General features: G+C 44.2%; 12 protein-coding genes. 4 read left to right on the forward strand and 8 right to left on the reverse strand.

Annotation, left to right across the window (positions count from 1 at the left end; translation table 11 throughout):
- Positions 1-29: 29 nt before the first annotated feature.
- From F0228_RS16560 to F0228_RS16580, 5 genes are all read right to left on the reverse strand, one after another.
- Positions 30-794, reverse strand: coding sequence for a transporter substrate-binding domain-containing protein (locus tag F0228_RS16560; protein WP_171730824.1), 765 nt, complete (start codon positions 792-794; stop codon positions 30-32).
- A 299-nt stretch (positions 795-1,093) separates the two neighbouring features.
- Positions 1,094-2,860 (reverse strand): transporter, encoded by a 1,767-nt coding sequence (locus tag F0228_RS16565; RefSeq protein ID WP_061032724.1) that lies wholly within the window; start codon positions 2,858-2,860, stop codon positions 1,094-1,096.
- A gap of 805 nt (positions 2,861-3,665) precedes the next feature.
- Positions 3,666-4,292, reverse strand: coding sequence for a bifunctional 4-hydroxy-2-oxoglutarate aldolase/2-dehydro-3-deoxy-phosphogluconate aldolase (locus tag F0228_RS16570; RefSeq protein WP_171730823.1), 627 nt, complete (start codon positions 4,290-4,292; stop codon positions 3,666-3,668).
- Between the two features lie 71 nt (positions 4,293-4,363).
- Positions 4,364-5,296, reverse strand: a complete 933-nt coding sequence (locus F0228_RS16575; protein ID WP_105057255.1) for a sugar kinase — start codon at positions 5,294-5,296, stop codon at positions 4,364-4,366.
- A gap of 34 nt (positions 5,297-5,330) precedes the next feature.
- The gene (locus tag F0228_RS16580; protein ID WP_009846518.1) at positions 5,331-5,666 is read right to left on the reverse strand and encodes a cupin domain-containing protein; all 336 of its coding nucleotides are present in this window, start codon (positions 5,664-5,666) and stop codon (positions 5,331-5,333) included.
- 332 nt (positions 5,667-5,998) lie between these two features.
- Between F0228_RS16580 and F0228_RS16585 the strand changes: the two genes are divergently transcribed.
- The 3 genes from F0228_RS16585 (at position 5,999) to F0228_RS16595 (ending at position 11,534) form a co-directional block, all read left to right on the forward strand.
- Positions 5,999-8,206, forward strand: coding sequence for a heparinase II/III family protein (locus F0228_RS16585; RefSeq protein ID WP_171730822.1), 2,208 nt, complete (start codon positions 5,999-6,001; stop codon positions 8,204-8,206).
- A gap of 2 nt (positions 8,207-8,208) precedes the next feature.
- A complete protein-coding gene (locus F0228_RS16590; protein WP_171730821.1) occupies positions 8,209-10,377 on the forward strand; it encodes a heparinase II/III family protein in 2,169 nt (722 codons plus the stop codon).
- Positions 10,378-10,733: 356 nt separating this feature from the next.
- Positions 10,734-11,534, forward strand: coding sequence for a fumarylacetoacetate hydrolase family protein (locus F0228_RS16595; protein WP_162884342.1), 801 nt, complete (start codon positions 10,734-10,736; stop codon positions 11,532-11,534).
- A gap of 95 nt (positions 11,535-11,629) precedes the next feature.
- Here F0228_RS16595 and phnE read toward each other — a convergent pair whose 3' ends face one another.
- The 3 genes from phnE to phnD all read right to left on the reverse strand — a co-directional run bounded on the left by phnE (position 11,630) and on the right by phnD (position 15,002).
- A complete protein-coding gene (phnE, locus tag F0228_RS16600) occupies positions 11,630-12,460 on the reverse strand; it encodes a phosphonate ABC transporter, permease protein PhnE (RefSeq protein WP_171730820.1) in 831 nt (276 codons plus the stop codon).
- 10 nt (positions 12,461-12,470) lie between these two features.
- Entirely contained in the window at positions 12,471-13,976 is a 1,506-nt protein-coding gene (phnC, locus tag F0228_RS25970) for a phosphonate ABC transporter ATP-binding protein (protein WP_345775985.1), read from the reverse strand.
- A 69-nt stretch (positions 13,977-14,045) separates the two neighbouring features.
- Positions 14,046-15,002 carry a phosphate/phosphite/phosphonate ABC transporter substrate-binding protein gene (gene phnD / locus F0228_RS16610; protein WP_171730818.1) on the reverse strand — a complete coding sequence of 319 codons (957 nt, stop codon included), beginning with the start codon at positions 15,000-15,002 and terminating at the stop codon, positions 14,046-14,048.
- Between the two features lie 266 nt (positions 15,003-15,268).
- On the opposite strand from phnD, the gene F0228_RS16615 reads away from it, so the two are divergent.
- Entirely contained in the window at positions 15,269-15,988 is a 720-nt protein-coding gene (locus F0228_RS16615) for a FadR/GntR family transcriptional regulator (RefSeq protein ID WP_171730817.1), read from the forward strand.
- The last annotated feature ends 729 nt before the right edge of the window (positions 15,989-16,717 follow it).

The following is a 16,717-nucleotide window of genomic DNA, read 5'->3' on the forward strand; positions in this document are numbered from 1 at the left end:
GCCTATTTTTTATCTAAAACTTTAGAAAATTATTTAAGAGAGTTGTGAATCAGGAACTCTTCTTCAACACCTTTCAGTTTCATCTCATCCATAATGAAGTTCACAGTGTTCAGCAAACGTTGCTCACCTTTAGGAATGAGGTAGCCGAATTGGCTGTTGGTAAATGGTGTTTCACAGCGAGCTGCTTCAAGGCGTTCGTCCGTCACTTGGTAGAATAGGCCTTCCGGAGTTTCAGTCACCATTACATCAACTTTGCCTTCCGCAACGGCTTGCGGTACATCTAAGTTGTTTTCGTAGCGAGTGAAGCTTGCATTCTGTAAATGAGCATCTGCAAACATCTCGTTAGTGCCACCGATATTTACGCCAACACGGACCGAAGATAGATTCACTTTCTCGATGCTGTTGTACTTTTCTGCTTTACCTTTAGCGACTAAGAAACACTTACCAAACGTCATGTAGCCTTGAGTTTGTTCTGCGTTTAGCTGACGCTGCATTTTACGTGTAATGCCTCCCATCGCGATGTCGTACTTATCGTCGTCTAGGTCGGTCAGCAGATCTTTCCATGTGGTACGAACAATCTTCAATTCAACGCCTAATTGCTCCGCGATGTGCTGTGCAACATCGATATCGTAGCCAGAGTAGCCTTTACCATCAAAGTAAGAAAATGGCTTATAGTCGCCAGTGGTGCCCACACGAAGGGTACCGGATTTTTGAATGTCTTCTAACTGGTCAGCTTGTGCGACACCAGAAAGTGTCAGAGCAATGGAAGCAAGTAATAGTGATGTTTTTTTCATTGTAATTATCTGTTGTGTTTGTGTTGTCATTCAAAGTAACAGAAACAATCTGAGAAAGAGATCAAACCATTGGAAAGGTTGGAAAATAAGATAAAACGAGGGCAGGAGATAGGCATTTCTATGGTTTGTGAGCATTAATCGAGATGCGTTTCATATTCTAATTTGATAAAGCGAAGGCAAATAAAAAGCCCATGTTATCGAATAACATGGGCTTCATTGTGGTTTATCTTGTTAGCTGTTTAGCTGTTTAGCTGTTTAGCTGTTTAGCTGTTTAGCTGTTTAGCTGTTTAGCTGTTTAGCTATTTAGCAACTGACTCGTTGTTCATCTTAGCTGGAGCTTTAGATGCGTTAACCAGAAGGATACCAACGGTTAGTACCATCGAACCACATAGTAGGAACAATAAGCGTCCTGTTGGTTCGTTTGGAATCAGAGCCATTGCGAGGATACCGAAACCTGCCGTGCTGATAAGCTTACCAAGCATTGAACGCTGTTTAGTATCTAGGTTCTGCTGCTCTTCACCTTCCGCTACTAACGGCGTGTTCCAGTTAGTGAATAGTTGGTCAACTTCTTTCTCACGCTCTGGCGTTAGGCCTTTGTAGAAGCGAGACGTTAGGATGAAGTAACCACCCGTGAACACTACGTGAGCTGCTAAGCTTAGACCTACCTTCAAGTCGCTCCATTCACGGCCTGTAAGGGCTGTTTCTAGACCAAATAGGTTTTCGATGTCTTCTGCTTGAAGCGAAATACCGAAGATGTAAGAAACGAAACCACCTACAACTAGTGTTGACCAACCCGCCCAGTCTGGCGTCTTACGAATCCACATACCAAGTAGTACAGGGATAAGCATTGGGAAGCCAATCAATGCACCAACATTCATTACGATGTCGAATAGGCTCAAGTGACGTAGAGAGTTGATGAACAAACCAATCGAGATAATGATGATACCCATCATGATGGTTGTTAGCTTACTTACAATAACCAGCTCTTTTTGTGTCGCGTTTTTACGAACAATAGGGCTGTAGAAGTTCATCACGAAGATACCAGCGTTACGGTTCAAACCTGAATCCATAGAAGACATCGTTGCAGCGAACATTGCAGACATTAGAAGACCAACCATACCTGCAGGCATTACGTTTTGTACGAATGCTAGGTAAGCAGCATCACCCGCTTTATCGCCCATTGATGCGTATTGATCCGCAAACTCAGGCATGAATGCACTTACGTACCAAGGTGGTAGGAACCAAATTAGTGGGCCAACAACCATAAGGATACATGCTAGGCCTGCCGCTTTACGTGCGTTTTCACTGTCTTTTGCACATAGGTAACGGTAAGCATTGATGCTGTTGTTCATTACACCGAACTGCTTCACGAAGATGAATACAACCCAAAGGATGAAGATGCTCATGTAGTTTAGGTTGTTACCTAACATGAAGTCGCCGTCGAAGTTAGCAACGATGTTAGTTAAGCCGCCACCGTGGAAGTAAGCTGCTACCGCACAAGTGATTGTCACGGCCATGATTACAAGCATTTGCATGAAGTCAGAAGCAACAACCGCCCAAGAGCCGCCCGTTACTGCCATCAATACTAGAACCATACCCGTTACCACAATGGTAGCTTCCATTGGGATATTGAATACCGCTGCTACAAAGATAGCTAGACCGTTTAGCCAGATACCTGCAGAGATAAGGCTGTCCGGCATACCTGCCCATGTGAAGAACTGTTCAGACGTTTTACCAAAGCGCTGACGAATAGCTTCGATCGCCGTTACCACACGAAGTTGGCGGAACTTTGGAGCGAAGTACATATAGTTCATGAAGTAGCCAAAAGCATTGGCTAAGAATAGGATTACAATAACGAAACCGTCATTGAACGCGCGTCCTGCGGCACCTGTAAACGTCCATGCTGAAAACTGTGTCATAAAGGCAGTTGCACCAACCATCCACCACAACATTTTGCCGCCCCCTCTAAAGTAATCACTTGTTGAGGTGGTGAACTTACGGAACATCCAACCAATCGCGATTAAAAAGAAGAAGTAGGCGAGAACAACAAAAGTATCAATAGTCATCTTTTCAGCCTTTTAAATATCATAATTAACTGGGCTTAGATTAACGCGTACAAAGGTTTATTTGTACTACAATATGTCTTTAGTATGATCTAGGTCGCATTGATTTTTTCTTTAATATTAGTGGCTAAATTAAGTTATTGTTTTTAATGATTTTAATTGGCATCTAATTTTGGTTTTGTTTGATGTTTAACGACCCAATAAATGTACATATGTATTACAATATAAACCAAAAAACAATAACAGAGGTCACCCATAAGACTTTAGTTATAACCGTAACAAATGTGCTACAAATGAGCCCAATTTTGCGACAGCTCTCATAATTAAAATTACGACATAATTATCAACCATCACGTGGTTAACGCAGAGGTAGCTTGTTGTTTTTAAGTGCTTATTTGATTATTTGATTATTTGATTATTTGATTCTTATGAGCTGTAGCACCGCCCATAGTTTCTTTTGATTTCAATATCAGTGAAGGTAACTAGTATTTTGTTCGAATAGTGCTCTTAAAATGCAAGCTGGCTACTCATTTGAGAGTTGGGGCCTAGCAATGGTGAATTAAAGTGGTCAATAAGTAGGGGGAAGTGGTGGAGCGCTTAGGAGAAAGTTAAAGTGGTTCGTGGTGAATTAGATGTAGCGTGGTGAATTAGATGTAGATAGGTTTGTACGACAAAAGCTAGGGGCTTTAGCATATATTAGCGCTTGAGTGTAAATGACCATACCAACGCCTAGTGGGAGCGGTAAGCTAAAGCGTAGACAACAAAAAGCCCCACCGAAGTGAGGCTTTATCAGCAAATCTAAAACAGATTAAGCGTTAACGTGTTCAACTGCATCACGTACTAGTTTGCCTAGCTCGTCCCATTTACCTTCGTCGATAAGGTTAGTTGGAACCATCCAAGTACCGCCACACGCAAGTACAGAAGGGATAGATAGGTATTCGTCTACATTCTTCAAGCTCACGCCACCAGTAGGCATGAATTTAACAGGGTAAACCGCAGTTAGTGCTTTAAGCATGCCAGTACCGCCTGAAGGCTCAGCCGGGAAGAACTTCAACGTACGAAGACCCATTTCCAATGCTTGCTCAACTAGGCTTGGGTTGTTAACACCTGGTACGATCGCAACACCTTTGTCGATGCAGTATTGAACTGTACGAGGGTTGAAACCTGGGCTAACGATGAAATCAACACCAGCTTCGATAGATGCGTCAACTTGCTCGTTAGTCAGTACAGTACCCGAACCGATTAGCATGTCTGGGAATTCTTTACGCATGATGCGAATCGCTTCGATTGCACATTCCGTACGTAGTGTGATTTCTGCACATGGCATGCCGTTTTCAACGAGTGCTTTGCCTAGGGGGATAGCATCTTCAGCACGGTTGATCGCGATTACAGGGATTACTTTCAGGTTTGCTAGTTGTTCATTTAATGTAGTCATGAATTCTTTCTCACGTTAATTGTGGGCTTGCTTAAAAAAGCAAGCCCTTGATTAATATATAAAGTATCTAATTATAGAGACAGATCAGGCGTCGCTTCTAGCGGAATAATCGCACCTGGATGCTGAATTACGGTTCCTGCCACAATATGACCAGCAAACGCTGCATCACGAGCATTGCCACCGCTCAAGCGTTTAGCAAGGAAACCTGCGCTGAACGAGTCTCCAGCCGCTGTCGTGTCAACGATGTTGTCTACTGGGTTTGGTGCAACGTATTGAGCGCCCTGGCTTTCAACAACTAAACAGTCTTTTGCACCGCGCTTAATGATGATCTCTTTCACACCAGACTCAGACGTACGTGCAATGCACTGTTCAATGCTTTCGTCGCCGTACAACTCTTGCTCATCATCGAACGTAAGCAGTGCTGTATCTGTGTACTTAAGCATTTTTAAGTACCAAGAAATCGCTTCTTGTTGGCTTTCCCAAAGCTTTGGACGGTAGTTATTGTCGAAGAATACTTGGCCGCCTTGCGCTTTAAATTTGTCTAAGAAGGTGAATAGCTGTGTACGTCCATGCTCTGTCAGGATAGCTAGCGTAATACCACTTAGGTAAACCGCATCAAAAGAGAATAGCTTATCAAGCAGAGCTGGAGTGTCTTCTTGGTCAAACATGAATTTTGCAGCAGCATCACTACGCCAGTAATGGAAGCTACGTTCACCAGTTTCATCGGTTTCGATGTAATAAAGCCCTGGCTGTTTGTGATCAAGTCGAGCAATTAAACTAGTATCGATACCTTCTGATTGCCACTTTTCTAACATGTCAGTACTGAATGGGTCAGTGCCTAATGCCGTAACATAGCTGGTGTTGATATCTTGCTCTTTAGTTAAGCGTGACAGGTAAAGTGCTGTATTTAGTGTATCGCCACCAAAACTTTGCTTAAGCCCGTCTTGTTTCTTTTGTAGCTCAACCATGCACTCGCCAATGACCGCGATGTTTAATGATTTCATATGCTTACCTTAGCAACTGAGGTTGCGCTATTCATTATTTTAGGAAATCTTCACGCGCAGGGTTGAAGATATCAAGAAGGATGCTGTCTTGCTCTAGAGCAACCGCACCGTGCATCATGTGTTTACGAGCAAAGTAAGCATCGCCTTCTTTAAGCACTTTCTTTTCGCCTTCGATTTCAGCTTCGAAACTACCACGAACTACGTAACCGATTTGGTCGTGAATCTCATGAGTATGAGGGTGGCCAATCGCGCCTTTATCAAAACATAGATGAACAGCCATAAGATCGTCAGTGTAAGCAACGATTTTACGCTTAATGCCGCCGCCAAGTTCTTCCCATGGGTTTTCATCTAGAATAAAGAAAGAGTTCATTGTGTATCTCCTAATCTGTTTAAATCTTTTAAGTGTTACTTAACTGTGTTCATCATAAGGTAATGACTTCAATTGTAATACAATATATCTAGAATTGTGTGATGACGATCAAGTGATACTTTATATAGCCTAAATAAATCAACAACTTAACAAACGCCTGTTATTCGCCATTCACTATCTACATCAATGACTTACAGTGATTTATGTGATTCTACTCATCATTTCGCACTGAATAGCTATAATTAAAGCTCATATTGTATTACTTTATATGGAGTTTGAAAATTTAATCAAAGTTTAAGCAGATAAACTCTTTATTGAGGGTGGCAAAGAATATGACGACTAAACCAGTATTGTTGACTGAAGCTGAAATAGAGCAACTTCACCTTGAAGTAGGCCGTTCTAGCTTAATGGGTAAAACCATTGCAGCGAACGCGAAAGACCTAGAAGCGTTCATGCGCTTACCTATTGATGTTCCTGGTCATGGAGAAGCGGGTGGTTATGAACACAACCGCCATAAGCAAAACTACACGTACATGAATTTAGCTGGTCGCATGTTCTTGATCACTAAAGAGCAAAAGTACGCTGACTTTGTTACAGAATTACTAGAAGAGTACGCAGACAAATACCTAACGTTTGATTTCCACGTACAGAAAAACACTAACCCTACCGGTCGTTTGTTCCACCAAATCTTGAACGAACACTGCTGGTTAATGTTCTCAAGCTTGGCTTACTCTTGTATTGCTTCAACATTGACACAAGAGCAACGTGACAACATTGAGTCTCGTATCTTCGAACCAATGCTAGAAATGTTCACAGTGAAATACGCACATGACTTTGACCGTATCCACAATCATGGTATTTGGGCTGTAGCCGCTGTAGGTATCTGTGGTCTTGCTCTTGGTAAGCGTGAGTACCTTGAAATGTCAGTCTACGGCATTGACCGTAACGACACTGGCGGTTTCTTAGCGCAAATCTCTCAACTGTTTGCACCTTCTGGCTACTACATGGAAGGTCCTTACTACCACCGTTACGCGATTCGCCCAACTTGTGTATTCGCGGAAGTGATTCACCGTCATATGCCTGAAGTGGATATCTACAACTACAAAGGTGGTGTGATTGGTAACACGGTACAAGCGATGCTGGCGACAGCGTACCCGAACGGTGAATTCCCAGCTCTGAACGATGCATCTCGCACAATGGGCATTACAGACATGGGTGTTCAGGTGGCAGTGAGCGTTTACAGCAAACATTACTCATCTGAAAACGGCGTTGACCAAAACATTCTTGGTATGGCGAAGATTCAAGACGCAGTTTGGATGCACCCATGTGGTCTTGAGCTATCTAAAGCTTATGAAGCGGCGTCTGCTGAGCAAGAAATCGGCATGCCTTTCTGGCCAAGTGTTGAATTGAACGAAGGTCCTGAAGGCCACAACGGCGCACAAGGCTTTATTCGTATGCAGGATAAGAAAGGCGACGTTTCTCAGTTAGTGATGAACTACGGTCAACACGGCATGGGTCACGGCAACTTCGATACGCTGGGTATTTCTTTCTTCAACCGCGGTCAAGAAGTGTTACGTGAATACGGTTTCTGTCGTTGGGTTAACGTGGAGCCAAAATTTGGTGGCCGCTACCTAGATGAAAACAAATCTTACGCTCGTCAAACGATTGCTCACAATGCAGTAACGATTGATGAAAAATGCCAAAACAACTTTGATGTTGAACGTGCAGACGCCGTACACGGCTTACCACACTTCTTCAAAGTAGAAGACGAGCAAATCAACGGGATGAGTGCGTTTGCTAACGATCACTACCAAGGTTTTGACATGCAACGCAGCGTGTTCATGCTAAATCTTGAAGAGTTGGAATCTCCGCTACTATTGGATCTTTACCGTTTAGATTCTGAGAAAGGTGGCGAAGGCGAACACCAATACGATTACTCGCACCAATATGTCGGTCAGATTGTTCGTACTAACTTTGAATACCAAGCGAACAAAGAGTTGAACACGCTGGGTAGTGACTTCGGTTACCAACACCTATGGAACGTAGCAAGCGGTGATGTGGATGGCACGGCACTTGTGAGCTGGCTACAAAACAACACCTACTACACATGGTTAGGTGCAACGTCTAACGACAATGCTGAAGTTATCTTTACTCGCACTGGCGCGAATGACCCAAGCTTCAACCTACGCTCAGAGCCTGCTTTCATTCTACGTAGCAAGGGTGAAACAACACTGTTCGCTTCTGTTCTAGAAACGCACGGTTACTTCAACGAAGAGTTCGAGCAATCAGTCAATGCTCGCGGCGTTGTGAAAAACATCAAGGTTGTCGCGCATACAAATGTGGGTTCAGTCATCGAAATCAGCACAGAGAAATCAAACGTGACAGTGATGATCAGCAACCAACTTGGCGCGACTGACAGCACAGAACACAAGGTAGAACTGAACGGCAAAGTATACAGCTGGACAGGCTTCTACTCAGTAGAGACAACTCTACAAGAAACAAATTCAGAAGAACTTAGCACTGCAGAGCAGGGGAAATAATAATGAGCTATCAACCACTTTTACTTAACTTTGATGAAGCAGCAGAGCTTCGTAAAGAACTTGGCAAGGATAGCCTTTTAGGTAACGCACTGACTCGTGACATTAAACAAACTGACGCTTACATGGCTGAAGTTGGCATTGAAGTACCAGGTCATGGTGAAGGCGGCGGTTACGAACATAACCGTCATAAGCAAAACTACATCCACATGGATCTAGCGGGTCGTTTGTTCCTTATCACTGAGGAATCGAAGTACCGTGATTACATCGTAGATATGCTAACTGCGTACGCGAAGGTTTACCCAACGTTAGAGAGCAACACAAGCCGTGACACTAACCCACCGGGTAAGATCTTCCACCAAACATTGAATGAAAACATGTGGATGCTGTACGCTTCGTGTGCGTATAGCTGTGTTTACCACACGATTTCTGAAGATCAAAAAACACTGATCGAAAACGACTTGTTTAAGCAAATGATCGACCTATTCGTCGTGACTTACGGTCATGACTTCGACATCGTACACAACCACGGTCTATGGGCTGTGGCTGCGGTTGGCATCTGTGGTTACGCGATCAACGACCAAGAGTCAGTAGACAAAGCACTGTACGGCTTAAAACTGGACAAAGTAAGCGGCGGTTTCTTAGCGCAACTTGATCAACTGTTCTCGCCAGACGGCTACTACATGGAAGGTCCTTACTACCACCGTTTCTCTCTGCGTCCAATCTACCTATTCGCAGAAGCGATTGAACGTCGTCAACCAGAGGTCGGTATTTACCAATTTAACGATTCAGTGATCAAGACAACCTCTTACTCTGTATTCAAAACAGCCTTCCCAGACGGCACATTGCCAGCTCTGAACGATTCATCGAAGACGATCTCTATCAACGATGAAGGCGTGATCATGGCGACGTCTGTGTGTTACCACCGTTACGAGCAGACTGAAACTCTGCTTGGTATGGCTGATCACCAACAAGACGTTTGGGTTCATGCTTCTGGTAAAACACTGTCTGATGCGGTTGATGCAGCAGACGACATCAAAGCATTCAACTGGGGTAGCCTGTTTGTAACGGATGGCCCTGAAGGTGAAAAAGGCGGCGTAAGCATTCTTCGTCACCGTGACGAAAAAGACGGCGACCCTAAGACCGCAGATACCATGGCGTTGATTTGGTTTGGTCAACACGGCAGCGACCACCAGTACCACTCTGCGCTAGACCACGGTCACTACGACGGCCTGCATCTAAGCGTATTCAACCGTGGCCACGAAGTGCTGCACGATTACGGCTTTGGTCGCTGGGTAAACGTTGAGCCTAAGTTTGGTGGTCGTTACATTCCAGAGAACAAGTCTTACTGTAAGCAGACGGTTGCTCACAACACAGTAACGGTTGATCAGAAAACCCAGAACAACTTCAACACAGCATTGGCTGAGTCTAAGTTTGGTCAGAAGCACTTCTTCGTAGCAGACGATCAGTCTCTACAAGGTATGAGCGGCACGATTTCTGAGTACTACACTGGCGTAGACATGCAGCGCAGCGTGATTCTTGCAGATCTTCCTGAGTTCGAAAAGCCGCTAGTGATTGATGTTTACCGCATCGAAGCTGACGCTGAGCACCAGTACGACTTACCAGTTCACCACTCTGGTCAAATCATCCGTACTGACTTCGATTACAACATGGAAAAAACGCTTAAGCCACTAGGTGAAGACAACGGTTACCAACACCTATGGAACGTGGCTTCAGGCAAAGTGAACGAAGAAGGTTCTCTAGTAAGCTGGCTACATGACAGCAGCTACTACAGCCTAGTAACCAGCGCTAATGTGGGCAGCGAAGTTATCTTTGCTCGCACTGGTGCTAACGATCCAGACTTCAATCTTAAGAGTGAGCCTGCGTTCATCTTACGTCAGTCTGGTCAAAACCATGTGTTTGCTTCTGTATTGGAAACACACGGTTACTTTAACGAGTCTATCGAAGCCTCTGTAGGCGCTCGTGGTCTGGTTAAATCGGTGTCTGTTGTTGGTCATAACAGTGTCGGGACTGTTGTGCGTATTCAAACGACATCTGGCAACACTTACCACTACGGTATTTCAAACCAAGCTGAAGACGCGCAGCAAGCAACTCACACTGTTGAGTTTGCTGGTGAGACATACTCGTGGGAAGGATCATTTGCTCAACTGTAAATGATCAACATATATCGTTTAATGACGGTATGTGCTGATGTGGTGCTTTGCGGGAACGAAGTGCCACGTCATGTTCGGTTGGTAGGGTGCTCGCATCTAAATAACTGAACGAAACTAATGTCGATGACAAAGAATATCGGAAATAAGTCAAACCGAGTAACTCGTTGCGAGTTGCTCGGTTTTTTTATGTATGTGATTTGAGAGTCACTCTTTCACGCGTACTGGAATTGACCGTGGGGAATTAGAGTGGCTCGAAGATAACCAGAGTAGGCCGAAGATAACCAGAGTGGACTAGAGTTTAGATTGGAGATTAATCGACAAGGGAATCAAGTATGAAAGGATTAATGGCGGTATTGATGATTTCAAGCGCTGCTTATGTCAATGCGGAAACCGTAGTTAAGAACAGCATCAAGGAATTCGTACGCTATCAATATCAAGACAAAATCAGTTATGGGAAGTTAGATAAAGGCGATGTGTTACCTATCAGCGGTGACATCTTCGGTGAGTATGCCGTCGCAAAAACCTCGATTCCTCTTGAGTCTGTCGAAGTATTATTGCCTATCAAGCCTGAAAAGGTGTTTGCGGTAGGGATGAACTTCGCCAGTCACCTAGCATCACCTGCCAATGCGCCGCCCCCTATGTTTCTTAAACTTCCTTCTTCTTTAATCCTGACAGGCGAAGTGATTCAAATGCCACCTAAAGCGAAGAACGTCCACTTTGAAGGAGAGCTGGTGGTCGTGATTGGTAAGGAGCTTAGCCGAGCCAATGAAGAAGAAGCCGAACAAGCGATCTTTGGTGTCACTGTGGGTAACGATATTACAGAAAGAAGCTGGCAAGGCACGGATTTACAATGGTTACGAGCGAAAGCATCCGACGGCTTTGGGCCGATTGGTAATACGATTGTTCGTGGCATCGATTATAACAAGGTGCAACTGACCACTCGTGTTAACGGAGAGGTTGTGCAGCAAGAAAGTACCTCGTTCATGATCCACAAGCCTCGAAAAGTGGTTAGCTACTTGAGTCACTATTTTACCCTTAAGCCGGGCGATCTTATTTTTATGGGCACACCGGGCAGAACGTTTGCGTTATCCGATAAAGACAAAGTGAGTGTTACCATTGAAGGGGTAGGGACGGTCGTTAATGAAGTGCGCTTCTAAGCGTGAGTTTGTCCGTAACACCTCAACAAACAAAAGCCTACTCTGTGAGTAGGCTTTGATCTTAGCTAACCGTCAATTTGACGTTGTTTTATTATTTAGATGAGGGCTTTTCGAGCTTTGGCAGCCAACCATTCTGAGAAGACAACCGTCACGAGAATCGCACAGAAAATCACAGTCACTTGAGGCCATGCCAGCATCGCCATTGATTCTTGCAGTTTCAAACCGATACCGCCTGCGCCTACTAATCCTAATACTGTAGATTCCCGAATGTTGATATCCCAACGAAACAAGCTCGTGCCGATAAAGCTTGGCATCACTTGAGGAAGAATGCCGTAGTTCAACACTTGCAGCGGAGATGCGCCCGTCGATTGAATCGCTGACATTTGTGTTGCGTTCACTTCTTCAATTGCTTCGTACATCAACTTAGCCACGAAACCAATCGAGCGTAGGGCAATCGCGATAATACCCGCCAACAAGCCTGGGCCGATGATCGCCACTAACAGAAGAGCCCAAATTAAAGAGTTAATTGAACGGCTTGCCGCGATGATAAAGAGCGCAATAGGTCTGATAAACGTCATGCTTGGTGTCGTGTTACGTGCCGCTAAGAACGCAACCGGAAACGCCAGTACGATCCCCAACAATGTGCCAAGTGTCGCGATGTTAATGGTGTCCCACAACGGGCTCCAAAGTGAATCTAAGTAGCTCCATCTCGGCGGCCACATACGTGAAGATATATCAGCAAGTTGATTTGGTGAGTCAGTCACAAAGTACCAAATCGTATCCTTGTTCATGACTTGCCATGCAAAAACGGTCAAAGCAACAAAGCAAAGCCAGCCAATCCAAAGCATCAGACTCTGTTTACTGTCGTAACGCTGCCATTGGGTATGATTCATGGCGATTGAAGGTGTGTCATTTAGCGTGCTCATTGGTCGTTCCTTACTGCACATGCTTACGGATGATGGTCGATAGATATTCACACAACATCATGATCACGATAATAATCAATAGGATAGCGACTGCGGCGCTGTACTCGTAGCGGTCCATTGCTGTATTCAATGTTGCGCCAATACCACCTGCGCCAACAATGCCAATCACGGCAGACTCACGGAAGTTGATGTCAAGTCGGTACATCGAAAGGCCAATAAAGCGCGGCATAACTTGTGCTTGAATGGCGTAATTCACTTGTTGTAGCCAGCTTGCGTCAGTCGCACGCATTGCAGTGAGTGGCGCAGGGTCAATGGCTTCGATTTCATCAGCAAACAGTTTTGCAAGAAAGCCTATGGTCACGAAGGTTAGCGTGACAAAACCAGCAAAGGTGCCAAAGCCAAATAGCGCAACACATAAAATAGCGACGATGATCTCTTGTAAGCTTCGGGCTATAGAAATGAATCCACGACAAAATAGGTAGATTGGCGTTGGTGCTAAGTTCTTTGCTGCACCAAGCCCAAATGGAATAGAAAGAATCACACCAGCGACCGTTGAGGTAAGTGTCATGGTCAGACTTTCAATTAAGCCTTGATATATGTTGTCCCAGCGTCCGCTGAAATCTGGGTTCATGAAGGCCATAATGAACTGTAAACCACGCTCGCTACCTTCGTAGATACGAGCCCAATTGACATCAACTGATTGTGTCGCTAGGTACAAGTAAACCGCGACTACGATGATCAAGCTCCAACGTAACCATGGGCTTGAAATCAAAGGTGGCTTTGTCCACTGTTTGGCTAACTGCACATCGTGAATATTAATGATGGCTGGAAGTTGTTGCTCAGAACAAATTTCGCTAATCAAGCGCATGATTTGGCGTGCCGTACGTGGATCAAGTGCCGCTGTTGGTTCGTCAATCAAGAGTAACTTGGGTTTCTGAGCGAGTGCTCGGGCAATACCAACACGTTGACGCTGACCACCCGACAGAGCGTCAGCTCTCTTATTTGCGTGTTCCAATAACCCCACACGATCGAGTAGGGCATAGGCTGCTTGGATATCCGACTCTGGAAAGCGGCGAGTGAAGCTTTGCCAGAAATTCACATACCCTAAACGGCCTGAAAGCACGTTTTCCATTACCGTTAAACGTTCAATCAGCGCGTACTCTTGGAAGATCATCCCAATCTCGCGGCGTGATTGTCTTAGTTGGCGCTTGGAAAGCGTTTCTAGATTGGTATTGGAAAAGATTACTTCGCCGCTGGTGGGTTCGGTGAGCCGGTTAATACAACGAATAAGCGTTGATTTTCCGGCACCAGATGGGCCAATCAATCCAACCACTTCGCCGGCATTCACCGACAAGCTAACGTTGGTCAAGGCTTTATCAGAACTGGAGTAGTGCTTGGTAAGCCCTTTTAGGGTAAGAGTAGACATAGTATTCCTATAAGACCGGTGTACTAAGCGTTCGCCTGAGGCTGAAATGGGAAGTAAACCGCTGAAAGTGGTGAGTAACTGCAGGCACATGTACCTGCAGCTAGTTTTAGTGTGTGTTACGGGTTTATCTGTGTGGTACTGGTTTAGCGTTTGAGTCGTTTAGCTACAGGTGTAAGACACTTTGTTTGCTGTATCGATAGTGCGAATGACTTCCCAATGCTCTTGGTAAGTGATTGGAACAAACTTCGCTTCGCCGTTACGCTCAAATTCTTCTTGAAGCTTTGTGCCTTCCCAGTCGAAAGTGAAGAAGGCTTTTTGAATCTTCTCTTGCAGCTCTGGCGTTAGGTTATGCGCTGTGCCGTAAGCCGTTGTTGGGAAGGTTTGAGACTTGTAGATGCTCTTGATTTGATCTTCTTTCACCACTTCGCGTGAAAGCATGCGGTTCAATACTGAGTTCGCTACCGCTGCTGCATCGTAGTCTTTGTGCGCCACACCTAATATAGAGTTGTCGTGCGCACCAGAGAATGCAGGTTTGAAATCACGGTCAGGTTGAAGTTGGTATTCCGCGTCCAAAATGGCAGAAGGTGCTTTAAAGCCAGAGTTCGATGTTTGTGATGTGAACGCTAAATTTTTACCTTTTAGATCTTCCACGTTTTCAATACCAGAACCCGGATGAGTGATGATTTCCATTTCGTAACCGAAAGAGCCATCTTCCGCGGCCATCATGGTGAATGGGGCAAAGCCTGCGCAGTTAACCGCTAGTGGTGTAGAACCTGTGTTGAAACCTGCGATATGCAGACGACCTGAACGCATAGCTTCGATTTGAGCTGCGTTATTTTGAACAGGAAAGAAACGAACCGTCTTTTCCGTTGTTTTTTCAAGGTGGCTCAAAAACTCGCTCCACACATCAGCGTATACTGCTGGATCTTCAACTGGTGTATAAGCAAAAATTAGCGTGTTTGGATCAACCCATTGCGATTCGTCTTGAGGAATATCCGCGACCAAGTTGCCAGTACGATCTTCGTATCGTGTATCCATTGCTAATGCAGAACCAGAAAAAATCAGCGCAGCAGTAATAGCGCTTTTAAGCGTAAGATTCGTTTTTGTCGGTTTCATTATTTCAGTCCAATTGAGTGATTTGTTGGGGAGGGAGTATAGAAATCGAGGATGACAGAACCGATGCGTTTTGATGACGGATTTATGAGTGGTGTAACATATTGTTTCTGAGTGCCTGAATTTGGATGCTTTCTAAGTGTTTGATTAGTTGAGTAAAATAGTAGGCTATTAGGGTTTGAGATTTTACTTAATTGGCGATAGGTTGAAATACTGTTATAGTGATCCTTAAATAATACATAAACATAACATATAAAATAAGTGAACTTATGGTTAGCTGTTTTAATTCAATTTCGGGCTCGAAGCGCAGCCTGCACGTTCAAGTAGCGCGTGAGATAGCTCGTGGGATCTTGTCTGGCGATCTGCCTCAAGGTTCTATTATTCCTGGTGAAATGGCGTTGTGTGAACAATTTGGTATCAGCCGAACGGCGCTTCGTGAAGCTGTTAAGCTTTTGACTTCTAAAGGCTTGTTAGAGTCGCGCCCAAAAATTGGTACTCGCGTAGTCGACCGTGCGTACTGGAACTTTCTTGATCCTCAACTGATTGAATGGATGGACGGCCTAACCGACATAGACCAATTCTGTTCTCAGTTCTTAGGCCTTCGTCGTGCGATTGAACCAGAGGCATGTGCATTGGCAGCAAGGTTTGCAACTGCTGAGCAACGCATCGAGCTTTCAGAGATCTTTCAAAAGATGGTAGAAGTGGATGCTGCTGAAGTATTTGACCAAGAAAGCTGGACAAACATCGACATTCGTTTCCACAGCTTGATCTTCAATGCAACTGGTAACGACTTCTACCTGCCATTTGGCAACATTCTGACGACCATGTTCATGAACTTCATCGTGCACTCTTCTGAAGAGGGCAGCACATGTATCAATGAACACCGCAGAATTTATGAAGCGATCATGGCTGGCGACAGTGAAAAAGCGCGTACAATGTCAGCTGCTCACTTGCAAGATGCTAACCACCGCTTGGCGACTGCAAGCTAAAGACGGTTTTCAACTTCATTTGAACCAGTCAAAAAGGTATGCCAAGTGCATGCCTTTTTTGTTTTTAGAAAGCGTGTTGCACCATGTGTGGCACTGTTTTGGTTCATCCTCGCTTTTAGCTCCTTCTTAAGTTAATTCCTTCTTGTATACGCCTAGCGGTCGTTCTCTTTACCATCAAAATAACAATAATATTACGCTCGATATTCGTTTTTAGACACTCGAACTCCCCTCATATAATTATGCGTCATCCATGATTTTTCATTTTTGTATATTTTGAATCCGCCATCGTTTGAACAGGATATGCCGCTTCAATATGGATTAATTTAAGTTGAATTCTAATGAAATTATCCACTCTCAATAGATAAAAAACACTGGTTTATTGTGTGATAAATGAGGGGGAGTTCAGCTCTGGTTTGGCTTTTATTATTTTTGAGAATTTTATATTTATATGTGTTTGGTTGTATTTGTTAATAAGTGTGCAAAGTCTCATTTTGTTATAAGCCTTTGATTTTGATGGTTATTATGTTCTTTGGTCTTGGTTTTTTGAGTTTTTACCTCAAACACCAGTAATTTCCTTAATGGATTGGCCATATTCCATCCTATGTCATATATATAATTAACTTAATCAATCAAAATAAGATTGCCATCACTTATTTGGATTATTGTACTACAAATAAAGTTTGGGATTTCCTATAGTCCTCGTAACAAAATACAACGGACAAAGGATAC

This window comes from Vibrio sp. 99K-1 (assembly GCF_013114585.1).
Classification (GTDB): Bacteria; Pseudomonadota; Gammaproteobacteria; order Enterobacterales; family Vibrionaceae; genus Vibrio; species Vibrio chagasii_B.

Bases quoted from the DNA above. Each gene is read 5' to 3' on its own strand.
- F0228_RS16560 (WP_171730824.1), bottom strand. From the start codon at position 794: ATGAAAAAAACATCACTATTACTTGCTTCCATTGCTCTGACACTTTCT.
- F0228_RS16565 (WP_061032724.1), bottom strand. From the start codon at position 2,860: ATGACTATTGATACTTTTGTTGTTCTCGCCTACTTCTTCTTTTTAATC.
- F0228_RS16570 (WP_171730823.1), bottom strand. From the start codon at position 4,292: ATGACTACATTAAATGAACAACTAGCAAACCTGAAAGTAATCCCTGTA.
- F0228_RS16575 (WP_105057255.1), bottom strand. From the start codon at position 5,296: ATGAAATCATTAAACATCGCGGTCATTGGCGAGTGCATGGTTGAGCTA.
- F0228_RS16580 (WP_009846518.1), bottom strand. From the start codon at position 5,666: ATGAACTCTTTCTTTATTCTAGATGAAAACCCATGGGAAGAACTTGGC.
- F0228_RS16585 (WP_171730822.1), top strand. From the start codon at position 5,999: ATGACGACTAAACCAGTATTGTTGACTGAAGCTGAAATAGAGCAACTT.
- F0228_RS16590 (WP_171730821.1), top strand. From the start codon at position 8,209: ATGAGCTATCAACCACTTTTACTTAACTTTGATGAAGCAGCAGAGCTT.
- F0228_RS16595 (WP_162884342.1), top strand. From the start codon at position 10,734: ATGATTTCAAGCGCTGCTTATGTCAATGCGGAAACCGTAGTTAAGAAC.
- phnE (WP_171730820.1), bottom strand. From the start codon at position 12,460: ATGAGCACGCTAAATGACACACCTTCAATCGCCATGAATCATACCCAA.
- phnC (WP_345775985.1), bottom strand. From the start codon at position 13,976: ATGTGCCTGCAGTTACTCACCACTTTCAGCGGTTTACTTCCCATTTCA.
- phnD (WP_171730818.1), bottom strand. From the start codon at position 15,002: ATGAAACCGACAAAAACGAATCTTACGCTTAAAAGCGCTATTACTGCT.
- F0228_RS16615 (WP_171730817.1), top strand. From the start codon at position 15,269: ATGGTTAGCTGTTTTAATTCAATTTCGGGCTCGAAGCGCAGCCTGCAC.